This window comes from Chryseobacterium sp. WG14 (genome assembly GCF_024586945.1).
GTDB lineage: Bacteria > Bacteroidota > Bacteroidia > Flavobacteriales > Weeksellaceae > Chryseobacterium.
On the sequence record NZ_JALCZD010000010.1, the window covers coordinates 41,644 to 56,196 of the forward strand.

At 38.0% G+C, this 14,553-nt stretch carries 13 protein-coding genes; 7 read left to right on the forward strand and 6 right to left on the reverse strand.

Annotation, left to right across the window (positions count from 1 at the left end; translation table 11 throughout):
- Positions 1-74 precede the first annotated feature (74 nt).
- From MP478_RS16165 to MP478_RS16175, 3 genes are all read right to left on the reverse strand, one after another.
- The gene (locus tag MP478_RS16165; RefSeq protein WP_257191369.1) at positions 75-1,373 is read right to left on the reverse strand and encodes a hypothetical protein; all 1,299 of its coding nucleotides are present in this window, start codon (positions 1,371-1,373) and stop codon (positions 75-77) included.
- A 296-nt stretch (positions 1,374-1,669) separates the two neighbouring features.
- A complete protein-coding gene (locus MP478_RS16170) occupies positions 1,670-4,954 on the reverse strand; it encodes a TonB-dependent receptor (RefSeq protein WP_257200997.1) in 3,285 nt (1,094 codons plus the stop codon).
- Positions 4,955-5,017: 63 nt separating this feature from the next.
- Positions 5,018-5,965, reverse strand: a complete 948-nt coding sequence (locus MP478_RS16175; RefSeq protein ID WP_257200998.1) for a FecR family protein — start codon at positions 5,963-5,965, stop codon at positions 5,018-5,020.
- 242 nt (positions 5,966-6,207) lie between these two features.
- Here MP478_RS16175 and MP478_RS16180 point away from each other — a divergent pair, with 242 nt between their 5' ends.
- Complete coding sequence (locus MP478_RS16180; RefSeq protein ID WP_257200999.1) at positions 6,208-6,834, forward strand: RNA polymerase sigma factor; 627 nt, start codon at positions 6,208-6,210, stop codon at positions 6,832-6,834.
- Positions 6,835-6,931: 97 nt separating this feature from the next.
- Here the strand turns inward: MP478_RS16180 and MP478_RS16185 are convergent, their stop codons facing one another.
- Complete coding sequence (locus MP478_RS16185; protein WP_257201000.1) at positions 6,932-7,552, reverse strand: metalloregulator ArsR/SmtB family transcription factor; 621 nt, start codon at positions 7,550-7,552, stop codon at positions 6,932-6,934.
- Positions 7,553-7,746: 194 nt separating this feature from the next.
- Between MP478_RS16185 and MP478_RS16190 the strand changes: the two genes are divergently transcribed.
- The 4 genes from MP478_RS16190 (at position 7,747) to MP478_RS16205 (ending at position 10,035) form a co-directional block, all read left to right on the forward strand.
- Positions 7,747-8,373 carry a superoxide dismutase gene (locus MP478_RS16190; RefSeq protein WP_257191364.1) on the forward strand — a complete coding sequence of 209 codons (627 nt, stop codon included), beginning with the start codon at positions 7,747-7,749 and terminating at the stop codon, positions 8,371-8,373.
- 16 nt (positions 8,374-8,389) lie between these two features.
- Positions 8,390-8,884 (forward strand): DUF2480 family protein, encoded by a 495-nt coding sequence (locus tag MP478_RS16195; protein WP_230038459.1) that lies wholly within the window; start codon positions 8,390-8,392, stop codon positions 8,882-8,884.
- Between the two features lie 6 nt (positions 8,885-8,890).
- On the forward strand, positions 8,891-9,463 hold the full coding sequence (locus MP478_RS16200) for an NADPH-dependent FMN reductase (protein ID WP_257201001.1): 573 nt from the start codon (positions 8,891-8,893) through the stop codon (positions 9,461-9,463).
- A gap of 221 nt (positions 9,464-9,684) precedes the next feature.
- Positions 9,685-10,035, forward strand: a complete 351-nt coding sequence (locus tag MP478_RS16205) for a 4Fe-4S dicluster domain-containing protein (protein WP_230038455.1) — start codon at positions 9,685-9,687, stop codon at positions 10,033-10,035.
- Between the two features lie 218 nt (positions 10,036-10,253).
- Here the strand turns inward: MP478_RS16205 and MP478_RS16210 are convergent, their stop codons facing one another.
- Complete coding sequence (locus MP478_RS16210) at positions 10,254-11,189, reverse strand: ketopantoate reductase family protein (protein ID WP_257201002.1); 936 nt, start codon at positions 11,187-11,189, stop codon at positions 10,254-10,256.
- Positions 11,190-11,252: 63 nt separating this feature from the next.
- Positions 11,253-11,834, reverse strand: coding sequence for a Crp/Fnr family transcriptional regulator (locus MP478_RS16215; RefSeq protein ID WP_257191361.1), 582 nt, complete (start codon positions 11,832-11,834; stop codon positions 11,253-11,255).
- A 748-nt stretch (positions 11,835-12,582) separates the two neighbouring features.
- Between MP478_RS16215 and MP478_RS16220 the strand changes: the two genes are divergently transcribed.
- Together MP478_RS16220 and MP478_RS16225 are read left to right on the forward strand one after the other, a co-directional pair.
- Positions 12,583-13,338 (forward strand): AraC family transcriptional regulator, encoded by a 756-nt coding sequence (locus MP478_RS16220; protein WP_257201003.1) that lies wholly within the window; start codon positions 12,583-12,585, stop codon positions 13,336-13,338.
- A 27-nt stretch (positions 13,339-13,365) separates the two neighbouring features.
- Positions 13,366-14,520, forward strand: coding sequence for an NAD(P)/FAD-dependent oxidoreductase (locus MP478_RS16225; protein WP_257201004.1), 1,155 nt, complete (start codon positions 13,366-13,368; stop codon positions 14,518-14,520).
- Positions 14,521-14,553 lie beyond the last annotated feature (33 nt).

Consider the following 14,553-nt stretch of genomic DNA (forward strand, 5'->3'; position numbering starts at 1 on the left):
TTATTATTATGATTTTTTTGAGTAATAAAAAGCAAGGAATCAGCATACGCTGTTTCCCTGCTTTTAAAAATTTATTATTCTACAATAGCAAAATTGTATTTTGTCCAGGTTCCCTGGAAGTTTCCACAGTTTCTAGGTGAAACATTCCAAAGACCTTCGTTGAAGAATGGCTGGCTCATTCCCCATAATGCCGCTGTATTTCCTGTAAGAAGGTTAGCTGCCGGAATTCCTGCTGTACCTGCACCTGTCACAGAAGTTGTAAATCCATGAACCTGAATAGAGTTTAAAGTAGAGGCAGCAGAAAGCTGAGAACCTGTACCTTCTACTTTGATTCCCACTGGATAACCTGTTACTACAGCATTATTTAAAGTTAACTTACCGTTTCTTCTGATATGGATACCGTTTTCGTAGGCAGCTCCTTGTCCTGCATTACCATATTTAGCGCCAATGATCGTAAGGTTATTGATCACAGGATTTGTAATCAATGAAGTAGCTGTACCTGTTGCGTTGTTATCCAACTCAATACCGTTAGAATCAGGGCTTCCACCACTTACAGTATGTGCTGAATTGTAATCTGCCAGAGAAAGAGCACAAGTAATAGTTCCTGTATACCCATTATCAAAGTCAAAATTATCATCTTCAGCAGCAAAAGAAATTAGGTTTGAAGCATTTACTGTACCTCCAAAGAACTCAAAAGAGTCATCCTGACCGTAAGAAACCTGGATATGATCTAAAGTAGTTCCGTTTCCAACACCTCCTAATGATAAAGCATTCACTTCATTACCAGAGTTAGCTCCTACGAAATCGTACCCAGCAAACTCGATACGTACATACTTTAAGATCCCTGCATTATGAGAAGGATTGGTTCCTCCGAAATAATAATCACTTCCTGTAAGACCTTCAATAGTAGTGGTAGAAGGTACATTGGTAGGTGCATCTCCTAAAAGGATTACCCCTCCGAAATCTCCAGGAGTTGCAGTAGTGTCTTCGTTTCCATCCAATAATTTGTAGCTGGTAAAAATAATAGGCTGAGATTCTGTCCCGGTAGCATTAATTTTACCTGTTTTTGTAACTACTAAAATTCCTGAACCTTCTCCTGAAGCGTTTGGTTTAGCTTTGATAAAAGTTCCAGGCTGAATAGTAAGGGTAGCTCCATTTTTAACAGCTACAGTACCGTCAAGCTCTATAACACCACTCCATGTAGTATTAGAAGTAATAGCACCGCTAACAGTAGTAACAGGAAGTGCAGAAGCCGTAAGATATTCCGCAGAAGTTGCTTTCATATCGAATGGTGTAGAAGAATCTGCTAAGTTATCGTGTTGACAAGCAGTAAGAGATAATGCAGCAGCTGCAATAAGAGTTAGTTTTTTCATTGTTATAATTTTTAAGAGATCCGGTGTTTATTTTATGGCCGGAAATTTTAATATTGAGGAATATCCGCCTCTATATTCCTGCGATTTGGTTTTTATTTCACCCTGCATCCCATGAGGAGCTGATCTGCCGGGGTTTCCTGTTTATCCGCTACTACCCGGAAAAATATAGTAGCGTTCGGTTTTTGGCTGATCCGGTACTGCTGTGCGCATCATCAGTATTGATCCGGTTCCTGTTCAGGATTCCGAAACCTGTACATTTCTATATCAAGAGCTCTTAACTTCTATCTTATCATTGATCAAAATGTATAATTCACACTCAGCCCGAATATTCTTCCGCTGTAGGCACGAAATAAGATTTTGTCAATATTTTTATCATATTTATTGGTAGCGCCCGGTAATAATTCCAGGGATTCCCTTTCTGTTTCCAGGCCGCTTCCGCCTCCACTTTTCTTTCCTGCATAGGAATTAAAATTGTTATAGTATTCTTTTACCCTGTTGAAAAGGTTTTTGACATTTAATTTAACTTCAAGGTTTCTGTTCTGAAGAAATTTATATGAGATCTGGGCATCTGCTACGGCATAAGGTCGTTGTATTTCCTCCCCGTTATAAGAATATCCTACGGTAATATATTGATCACCTTTGGCGTTATACAGGAAGCTCAGTCCCAGTCTTTCATCATCATACATTAACCCTGCATTATAAGCATAAGGAGTCTGCCCATACAGAGGCCTGGAAACTTCATAGGTGGCATCATGATCACCGGTTTTTTCACGGTCTTTAAAAGCAATTACTTTAGTATCGTTATAGGTAAAATTTCCGCTCACAAAAAGATGGGATAATATGGAATTGGCTGCAATGAACCCCAGGTTTTTCCGTACTTCCACTTCAAGGCCCTTCAGTTTTGCATTTTTAGAATTTCCATTATACAGATACAGGTTTCCTTCATTAGAAATATAGCCCTCACGTTCAATGGGGTGGTCTAAATTTTTATAGTAAATTCCTGCAGAAAAAATCTCTCCTAATCCCGGAAACCACTCCAGTTTAAAATCATAATTATTGACTACAGAAGACACCATTTCTGTATTGTAAATCTGACCATTGGCTACAGGATCAAAATAGGGCAATCCTGTTCTTTCATTAAACTGGGGACGGATCACGGTTTTATTATAGGCCAGTCTCACATTGATTTTATTGGTGGGGCTGTAGGTAAAATTGGCAGAAGGCATCCATTGCCACGGTTGATCATCAACGCTGGGTTTGTTTACATTTCTGGAGTCTTCAGTATCGAGCTGTTGGGAAATAAGATCATATTTAAAATATTCTGCCCGTAATCCCCAGACCAATCTGAACTTGTTTCTCCAGCGGTTATCAAACATAAGATATATGGCATGCTGTTCCACTTCACCTTCATATTTATCATTTTTATAGAGAGGCCTGGTCTGCCATCCAATTCCACCGGGGGCATAATGAGAACCGTCAAACCAATCGGAAAGGGCACCGTACATCTGTAATATTTTACTGTTCGGGACGTTCCTGTTCGGATCTACTCTCAATAAAAATTTTTGCTGTTGGTTGGTATTTGTTTTGGATGCCCCGGCATACCCTATTTTGATATCATTTTTAAAGGCTTCTCTGTCTAAATTCCATTTGAATGAAGCTCCATAATTATAATCTGTTTCTTTAGTACCAATATATCCCCTGGCAAAATCACTTGAAGAATTATTGACCTCATGATAGCTTAAAATCTCACTTCCTATAAAATTATATAAACTCTGATGCAGTGTATAATCTTTTGTATCCGAAGATACCCCGGTTCTGGCAGCAAACCAGTTGATCTCCATATTTCCAAGCTTGTGATTACCTTCCAGCTTATTCTGCAGGAACATCTGGTAAACAGGATAATTGGTGTTTCCTGTAAAAGGTTTATCCAACGATTTAATTTGCGAAGGATCATTGTTTGGAATAACACCGTTATAAAAATAATTATAGGAAGTTTCCGCATTGGAAGGTAAACCACTTCCACTTGTATATTCATTCCAGCCCGTAATCCGGGTCAGGGTATTATCATAAATATGTGTGTAGGAATTACGGAAGGAAATTCTGCTTTTATTAAGCTGCAATCCAAAATTCAGCATCCCTGCCAGCGTAGAATTGTAATTGTAAGAAGCCCCTGTATTTTTAAAATTATAGAAAGGAACCTGCCCGCTGGCATCAAGAGGTCCGGTAGTATCCAGCCAGTTTCCTCTTCCCGTATGGTCGATATCCAGTTTATTCTGTTCATTTTTAATGATAAAGGCGCCTGCAAAACCCCATTTATTATTGTTTTTAAGAGCATACGTTCTTCCCAGTGCCATCTGTATATTAGACCCCATATCGCCTTTTGTCTTATACGTCGTAAAATTATCATTGACGAACTGTTTAGACTGTTCGAAAAACAATGGGTTGTTTATACCCATCGCCTCGAGGCCTTTCGGGAAGTTTCTTGTTCCGTCATCATATCCGAAATAATCATATTTCCCCCGTTTCCGGGTCAGGAATTCTTTAAATGCTGCCTGATCATTGTAAGAAGTTCCCAATGTAACGGTAGTGAAGTTTTCGTTGGGAATATCTTTGGTTCTTACTTCTACATACCCTCCTGCAAAGCTGGCATTCATATCCGGGGTTGCAGATTTACTCACCACTACACTTTCCACCATGGCGGTAGGAATAATATCGAAAGAGAAATTCTGGTTATAAGCTTCAGTACTGGGCAAATTGATCCCATCCATAGCAGCGGTATTCCAGCGCTCTCCCATTGACCTTACCACTACATATTTGTTATCTATAGTCGTGATTCCAGTGACTCTTTTTAAAGTTCCCCCTACATCACTGTCCGGAGTTTTAGAGATCTGTTCCGCAGAAATTCCGTCACTCATCTGGGCTGCTTTTTTCTGTTGAGCCAGTAATCCTGCCTGCGTATCTGCTTTACGGGTAGCTGTTACCACCACTTCTTTAATGTCTGTAATTTTATCGGAAGCCGTATTTAATGCAAATGAAACCGTATTGGTTTCCTTATTGGTAACGGATAGCTTCTCTACCCTAAGTGTATTATATTTAGGGGCTTTTATCGTAAGAGTATAGATTCCTGACGGAAGATCTATATTAAAATCCCCGTTATTATCCGTGGTTACGGCTTTCTGGGCGCTACTTACTTCTGCTCCGGCAATCGGGTTTCCCACTTCATCAACAATTTTTCCTGAAATACGTCCGTTTCCCGGTACAGAAACAGCTGAGCCGGCATATTGTATTGAAATAAGGTCGCCATGCAGACGGAATACTACAGGAAGTCCGCTGGTAATATCTTTCAGGCAGCTGTTGATAGAACTGTTTTCACATTTTATTCCTTTTACCTTCAGCTCTTTAATATCTGTTTTTGAGTAGGCCAGTCTCATTCCGGTTTTTCCTGCAAATTCTTCCAATACTTCAATTAACGGTCTGTTGGTAGGAACAGAAAATGACACTTTCTGAACCAATTCCTGTGCTTCTGCTGCTACAGTAAAAAATAACGCTGCTATGGTAAAACCACATTTCAAACTTTTCATACGTGAGTGTTCTCTTTTAAATTAATGGTTATCTGATTATTTATTTTTTGGTGATTATCTTTTTTATTTTTTCAAAATATAGATGTTGTCTTTTTTCTGTACTTCCAATCCCAATATGAAAGCCAGTGATTCAATATTTTCACCCACTGTTCCTCCTGTAAAATCTGCGGTAATCTTTTTATCTTCTGCTTCTTTAGGGTAATAAATCTTTGTACTGTAATTGCCTTCCAACACTGCAATGACCTCCTTTAGTGCAACATCAGTAAAGCTTAAAGATAATAGTGCAGGCACTTGTTTATTCAGGGTTCCGTCCGGAGCAAATGAAATAATGGCAGTAGTACGGGCTACTCCGAAGTTGGTCCACTTCTGATTGGGCTTCAGGTAAGAATCGGGAGCACCTGCAGAAGAGACGGCCACTTTTCCTTCATAAAGGTCCACTGCTTTTTTCTTTCCGGATTGTGAGATTTTGAATACCGTTCCCAATACTTTTGTACTGAAACCTTCAGCCTGAACTATAAAAGGATGAGCTTTTGATTTGGCTACAGAAAAAACAGCATCTCCTTTCAAATCTACAATCCTGGTAGATGCCGGAAACGATGGATCCACACTAAGCTCAGCTCCCGGCAGCAACGTTACCACAGTTCCGTCTGAAAGATGTACCGTTTTATTTCCAGCCCCTGCAAGGTAAACATCATGTTTAAAGAATGTATTATAGGTAAACCAGCCTCCCAATGACAAAAGCAAAACAATAACAGCTGCAACTCTGTAGGCATACTTTTTAAAACTTCCGATATGCCTGCCTTTTTCAATAGGTATAAAATAATGTTCCAGCGCAGATAATACCCTTTCTTTGACTTCTTTCATATGAATGGGATCCAGCTCTTTTTCTGCATGGATTTTCCATTTCTCTATAATTTCACTTTCCTTATCAGAGATTTTTTCCTCCGAAACTTCCCGTGCCCAAAGCCTGAAAACAAAGGCTTCAATATTTTTATATTTAAAACGTTTCATAAAATAGTTCATCGTATTCACAGATACTTCTATCTATAAGACGGTGAAAATGGAAAACTTCCCCAGGGCATTCTTAATATTCTATTCACATTAGCCTTCTATTACTTATCATTTTTAATATTTTTTACATTTATTCAACATTAGATTCATATTTAAGCTCTGATCTTCAGAAATATTTAACCTTACCATAACTAAAGTTCATAAAAAGTTAATTTTCCTTTAAGTAATTTTGTTTCAACAATATGAAACTAACAGACACAGCTTTATTAAAGAAAATAAAATCAGGAGACCGCCCTGCATTTACGCTGTTGTATGACCGATATTGGGATAGTTTATACCGCTTTGTTTTTGTACGGACCAAGGATAAAGAAGTTTCCGAAGAGCTGCTCCAGGATTTATGGATGAAAATCATTGAAAATACGGATACCATACAAACAGATGAGTCAGAAAGTGCAAAAGGATATCTGCTCCGCCATCTTCACTACCGGATCATTGATTATTACAACAGCTATAAAAAAGCTCCTCCCATCCTGAGTATTGATGAAATTGATTTCCCTCTGGAAACATATCTGACAGATACTGAGTATTTTGAAATTCTTGAAGAAAATGAAATTTCTACATTATTATCCATGATTGATGATGTCGTTTCGCAACTTCCCTCCACAGAGCAGCAAGTCTATGATATGAGGATCCGGAGAAATATGTCTGTGAATGAAACAGCAGAAGCTTTAGGAATAAGCAATAAAACCGTTAGTAATAAATTAAGCAAAGCATTGGGTGAAATCCGGGAAAAACTGAATCCTGAGTATCAGTCCTCCAAAAAGCTGGTATCTATCCTGATGCTTATAGAAATGATGACAAGATATTGATTAAGTGAATAGTCAATTTGCTATGCAGCCAATGGTCAATCATGTGCGCCTTATAAATTCACAGCAGAGCGGATTTACTTTTTCACTATATCGTCAATTAATTGCTGATCTTGTACACGCAACGCTGACCCCCTGAAATAATATGATCTACCCTTTCTACGGTATAGTTTTTTCCGATCAATGATTGAAAATTTGATAATTCAGCCCGGCAAAACCCCTGGCACTCGGTGGCTGCAGCACATATTGGGCAATGGTTTTCAATCAGGAAATAGTCATGCCCTTCTTTTTTCCATTCTGCCATATACCCTTCATCACTGCGGACTTTTACCAGAATTTCCAGCCGTTGTTCAAGAGATTTTGATTTGGCAATTGCTTTTTCGTACCGGTTATGTGTGTTTTTTTCGCGGTCACTGATCAATAAGTCTAAAGCATTTTCACCTAAAAGATTCTTTACAGACTTTAAAAGCTGGACGGTAACGTCGGCATGGGTATCCGGAAACCGACCCAATCCTTTTTCGGTGAGTGTATAATAGGTAGATGGACGGCCAACTCCCTCACTTTTTACAGTGGATTGAATCAATCCTTCCTGGGCAAGGTTCAGCAAATGCTTTCTCGCACCCTCTTTTGTAACAGTCAGTTCTTCAGCAATAAGAAGTGAAGTTGCCTCTCCCCTCATCTTTAGAAACATCAGGATACGATCTGCTGCCGACTTTTTCATTTGACAATATTTAGGTTGTTTTATTTTTCAACAACAAAGATAGTCATTTTCTATAATCTCAAATAAACAACAATAAAATATTGATTTAAAACATATTATTACAAAAGTATGTCAACTCTATAAAACAACTAAAAAGTTGTTTTATTAAAATATATGTTTACCTTTGTGATACAATAATCAAAAAAATAAATACAATGAAACTGTTTACACTACCTCAGCTTTCTTATGCTTATGACGCTTTAGAACCTTTTATCGATAAGGAAACAATGACCATCCACCATCAGCGCCATCACCAGGCATATGTAGATAATCTGAATGCAGCCCTGGAACAAACCAGTGAAGTCAATCCTGATCTGGATTCACTATTACAAAGAATCAGCGAATATAGTCCGGCTGTAAGAAATAATGGTGGTGGGCACTATAATCATTCTTTATTTTGGAAAATTATTTCCCCGTCACCAAAATTAAACCCTGAAGGCCCACTGAATGATTCTATTACTGCAACATTTGGAAGCCTTGAAAACCTTAAAACAGAAATGAAAAAAGCCGGACTGGGTCAGTTTGGTTCCGGATGGGTTTGGTTATACATGAAATTCAACGGGTCCCTGGCAGTAAGCTCTACCCCTAATCAGGACAATCCAATGATGGATGTTTTATCAATGAACAGAGGCTTCCCAATTCTTGGAATAGATGTTTGGGAACACGCTTATTATCTGGCTTATCAAAATAAAAGAGCAGACTACCTTGATTCATTCTGGTCTGTGCTGAATTGGTCTGCAGTAGAGAAAAAATATGAAGAAGCCCTTTTAAAAATAAGATAATTGATTACAGAAGATTATGGAAACTTTCATCAATAAAGCAGAAGCTTCAGGCATTATTGCTTTAGATCTTTTAGATTATAAACCTACTACAGAAATTGTAGAACTGGATATCAAGGATTATCTTTTTATGGGAATGGTTGTCAAAGAGAAAGAATTTAAAGAATCAATTGCAGCAATCGACTTTTCCGTGTACAACGAAAAAGCTGTCGGAATCATCTGTTCCACCGATGCTATCATTCCACCATGGGTATATATGTTCCTAATGGAAAAGTTATCACCTTATGCCGTTTATGTAGATCTAAACAATGCCGAAGCTGTTCTTCTTGATCTTTGGAAACGCCGTCTCACTTATGCAGACCTGAAGCATTATAAAAACCAGAAGGTAGTTGTCCGGGCAAGGGCTGACCATGATTCTTCGCTCTATTTACTGGCTGCCGGACTTCTGAAACCTCTTGTTAAAAGCCTGATGTATGGAGAAATAGGGCTACCTAAAGTAATTTTCAAAACATAAAACAAAATGAAAGCACTCATATTCAACGGATCACTGGAAAGAAGAGCGGAATCCACATCAGGACATATTTCCAATTATTTTGCAGATCATCTGAAAACGATGGGAATTCAAACTGAAATTTTCACACTCGCTGATTCCGGAATTCCTTTATTTGATCTCAGTCTTACCAAAACACCCTTGGCTGTGGAGCGGATGGCTCAACTATTTACGGATGCAGATCTTCACATCTGGCTCGCTCCCTTATACCATGGAAGCATTCCCGGAGTTATGAAAAACTGCCTGGACTGGCTTGAAGTAACAGCCGGCAGATATGAACCTTACCTTACAGATAAAACGGTTGGCCTGGTATGCTGGGCCGACGGACTGCAAGCTATGCAGGGAATCACTGCAATGGATGCTATTGCCAAATCACTAAGGGCCTGGCCATTGCCGTTCAGCGTACCTATCGTCCGGTCCGCCTTATTTGACAGTGACCATAAGACAGAAATTTCACCTTTATATTCGGGAAAGTTTGACAAGCTTATCGGCATTGCCACCTCGAAAAGAATAGAAAAAACTACAATAAATCAATCATCATAATATGATAGAACAAACAGCAGATTAGCCAGCCAGATCTACTTAAACGCAGACATGGATGGACTTGCTGTGAAGATTGCTAAAGATTAACAGCTTCAAAATAAAAGTTTGCACAGTTTATGATGTATAAATTACTGAAACTGTTTTAATTAAGTTTGTAGGGGATTTCTAAAACAGGACAACGTTGAAGAAATCCCTTTTTAAACATATAAATAATAAAAAAAATGGCCATAAAAATAACGGATGCCTGTATCAATTGTGGAGCCTGCGAACCTGAATGTCCCAACTCAGCCATTTATGAAGGAGCTATAGACTGGCGCTGGCAGGATAAGACAAAACTTTCAGGCAGAGTAACATTTCCTGATGGTACTGAAGCTGATGCCAATGCCTTTAATCCCGCTGTATCGGATGAGGTATATTATATCGTCTCCGGAAAATGCACCGAATGTAAAGGTTTCCATGAAGAACCACAATGTAAGGCTGTATGCCCGGTAGACTGCTGTGTTGATGATCCTGATCACCGTGAATCGGAGGAAGTACTTTTGAACCGACAGAAATTCATGCATGGAACCTGAGCTGTATATACCGTTTACCACTACAATTCATTTTTATAACATTATTTAAATTTCTTCTAGCTGATACTTTTTTTAAAACAAAATTCAGAACCATCAAAGACAGGGATCGTGAGTTTTAGAATCAAAGAAAATGAAATATAAAATTTCAAATAAATAAGACGAGTTAAAACCCGCCCTATTTATCAATCCTCCACTGGTTTTATCCAATTTTTTTGATATTATTTTGTCTTAATCTCAGTATATATTTTTTGAGTAAATGGAGTCTCAATACCGAGCTCAGCTCCATATTTTAAAATTGCTCCTGCAAATAATTCCAGTTCATTATCTTTTTTCCCGGAATGAATATCCAGCTGTAAAGAAGTTGGGGTTTCAAAAGGAAATGTAGATGCCTTGGCAAAGGTTGCCTCAATAATATCGTCCTGCAAAGGAATTTCCTTCTGAACGGCAATCTGTTGTATTTCTTTCATGATTTCAGAGGCTTCAACTTTCTGCTGCTCATCGGTACACACTGTTCCGATAGATGAATTATGCTTTGCAGTTACCATTCCAAAGCTGGCGATAAAGAAAAACTTGGTCCAGATATCCGTTAACGAGTTGTCTTTAAAATCAAAATCAATTTTACTTTCTTTCAATAGATCAACTATCCAGTTCACATCGCTGGAAAAATGGTCAGGATCCCTACCCACGATCATTTTACCGGCTTTTCCCTTATGTTCTACCGTTCCCCTTTCTTTAATATGGGAAGCTACGTAAATACAGGTTGGCAATACCGTATGATCAGGGATTACCTGTCTGATCCTGTCATAAATATCGGCTCCGTTCATCATCGGAAGCAGTACAGTATCTTCGGTAATAACTTCTTTAAGCTGCCTGCAGACATTTTCAAGGTCATATTCCTTGACACAGATCAGCACAAGATCAGGATTTTTTATATTACTGATATGCTGCTCTACAGCATCAGGATGCGTGCTGTTGTCAGGGTGTTCCGGAGACACTAAGATCAGTCCGTTTTCTTTTACCTTCTTATAGGTTTCTCCCCTGGCCACAAAGGAGACTTTATATTTTCCGGAAATTTCATTAGCCTTATTTATTTTAAATCCAAAATAACCGCCTACACCTCCTAATCCAACAACAACAATATGTTTTTTATTCATGAAATTATTTTTAGCAAAGATCAGGGATAAGGTATGAAATACCACTTGACAAATGAAAAGAAATTACTTTTTATGGATATCTCTTCTGATCCTGCTCAGCGAACTGTCTTTAATTCCCAGATAAGAAGCAATTACTTTCAACGGAACATGCTGAAATATATTGGGATCTTTCTTCATCAGATTGAAATACCTTGTTGAAGCCTTTTGGCTGGCCATTTCTATCAATCTGTCATGAATATGATAATAGTTAACCACGAAAAGAAGCCTGCTGAACTCTCTGAATTCCGGGATATTATGAAAATTATGTTGTACATTTTCTAAACCTGTCGCCCAAAAGCTACAGTCTGTCACCGTCTGGTAAACTTCCTTAGTGGGCTGTTGCCTGAAAAAGGATAAAAAGTCATTCACAAAACACGGCGCCGCATAAATATTAGTCGTAATTTCTTCATTATCTTCATTTAAAATATAAGAACGGACATAGCCTTTTTCCAAAAAATAAGTTTTGGTGCTGATGGTATTTTTATCCAGCAAAATGGTATTTGCCTTTAAATCAAAATGACTGAAGGTTTCTGTAATTTTTTCAACCACCTCTTCTTTGATACTGAATAAGGAGTGAAAATAATTGTTGATTGATGATTTGTCCATTCAATAAGTACTCAATACGAACATTAGGTATTCGGCTAAAGCAAAAGTAATACTTATTAAAGAAAAGAATGTAGTGAGCTTAAAATATTAAAGTTTTTATTAACCACAAATCGAAGATTTGACGTAGTCAAAAGTCACAAAGTTTCTTGAACACTTAAGATTTTTTTTAGTTAATATCATACTGCTGAAAAGTACACATAAGTTTTATGAAAATCTCTGATTTTCTCCTAAAGTGAACTTACTTATATGCAATGATTTTTACACTTGCTTAAGTGAGCTAAAGTGTTAAAATATATGGCATTAAGGTTCTTTTATACGATGTAGTAATAAAAATCTGCTTGATTTGCTGAATCAGCGAGAGAAATATTAACCACAAAAGTCATAAAAGATTTAAACACTTAATAAAGCTGGGAAAATAAGCTCACATAAGTTTTTAAAAAATCAAAGATTTTTTTGCTTAAGAATACTTTTATTTTCAATCCGTTTAAACTTAAAATAACTAAAGTGTTTATAGCTTTTTACTCAGCTTTTGTTACTAAATTTTTAATTAGTTTAAACAGGCTTATTATTAAAACCACCCCGTCAAAAATTCTTTGAATTTTCACCACCCTTCCAAAGGGAGGTGAATACGTAAACGTAAGAGTCTTCCCGTTTTCCAATATCTATTACGGTATAAAAATTCAACAAATTGGTTTCCGGCTGTCCATTTTTTGTATCTTCATGTGCTGAAAGCTTATTAAGAACAATCATGGGTAATGACTTCCATTATAACTTCATAGAACCGGATCAGGCAATTGCCGATTTTGTAGAAAATCTGGGGACATTTCAAAATCTTTCTGGTGAACCTAAGGAAGTTGTTATCATTCCTGACGGGCGGGTTGATCTATTTTTCATGCAATCGCCGGCTGAACCTTTTTGTGTTACACTTCTCGGTTTGGAGACCTATCCGGAGCAAAGAGAAATACCTTCGAAAACTACTGCTTTTGTGGTCAGTTTTAAGCCTATCGCTGTGGAATATATTTTAAATACTTCTATTGCAGATGTATTGAATAAGGGAAAAGTACTTTCCGATGATTTTTGGGATTTTAAAGCTGAGGATCTATATGATTTTAAGCTTTGCTGTAAAAAAGCAACGCAAAAAATAAAAGAACTGCTGCCTGAAAAAGCAGATGAAAGAAAACGGAAACTTTTTGAACTTATGCATCTATCAAAGGGTGAAATGAGCGTGAAAGATCTTTCAGAAAAAACAGCCTGGAGCAGCCGTCAGATCAACCGTTATTTTACAAAACAATTAGGGTTATCCTTAAAAGCCTATTCTACTATTTTACGCTTCAGAACTTCACTGGAACATATCGCACAGGGAAAACTCTTCCCTGAGCTCAATTATACAGACCAAAATCACTTCATCAAGGAAATTAAAAAATTCTCAGGAGTTGCCCCCAAAGAATTATCCAAAAACAAAAATGACCGATTTGTACTATTATCAGTGTTGAAAGGAAAATAAATTTGCATTGTATAATTTAAATTAACAATGCTGATAAACAATACATCAATAGCCATCGTTGGGGGCGGTCCTGCAGGACTTACCCTAGCAAGACTTTTACAATTGAAAAACGCAAACGTAAAAGTATATGAAAGGGATTATAATAAAAATGCACGGGTAAAAGGCTCTCCTCTCGATATGCATGAAAATTCCGGGCTGGCGGCCTTACGTAAAGCTGATCTGTTGGATGAATTCAAAAAGACATTCCGTCCCGGTGCAGATAAGACCCTTATTATGAATGAACAGGCTGAAGTATTTTTCAGCGATCATGAACTAAAGCCTGAGGAAGATTTCGGAGCTGAACACTTCCGTCCGGAAATAGACCGTGGGCCCCTAAGAAATATGCTGCTGGAGTCCTTACAACCTGAAACAGTAGTTTGGGACAGCCATTTTTTATCGATGGAGGCTTGGCAGGGAGGCTGGATGCTTCATTTCAAAAATGGCACTTCCGCTTATGCTGATCTTGTGATTGCAGCAGATGGTGCCCATTCTAAAATACGTCCTTATCTTACAGAAATTAAACCTCTTTATTCCGGAATTATTATGCTTGAAGGTAATGTTTCGAAGGAAGCAGCCCCACATATTGATGCATTAATCAAAGGAGGTAAAATAATGGCTTTTGGAAATTCTAAAAATATTCTGCTTGGTCAGAAAGGCAATGGAGACCTCGGATTTTATGCCAGCTTTAAGGCAGATGAAAACTGGAGTATACACAGTGGCCTGGACTTTTCGGATAAGCTACAGGTTTTGGAATGGTTTAAAACAGAATATGCTGAATGGAACAACATCTGGGATGAATTATTTGAAAATGCCCAGACTCCTTTTATTCCACGCCCGATCTATTCTATACCTTTGGACCAGACCTGGGAAGCAATGCCTAACTTGACTCTGCTGGGTGATGCAGCGCATGTGATGCCTCCCTTTGCAGGAGAAGGCGCTAATATGGCCATGCTGGACGCTTTGGAGCTTAGTGAATGCCTTACAGACAATACATACCCTACTTTACGGGAAGCTATTTCTGCCTATGAAATCAATATGCGCAAAAGAGCTGCCATTGCCACCCGGGAATCCCTTGAAAATGGTGAACAGATGCATTCTGAAAAAGCCCTGGCAACCATGCTGGCATTTTTTAGCGGACACTAAACCAGCCTAAAAGCTTATTCAACATTCAAATTT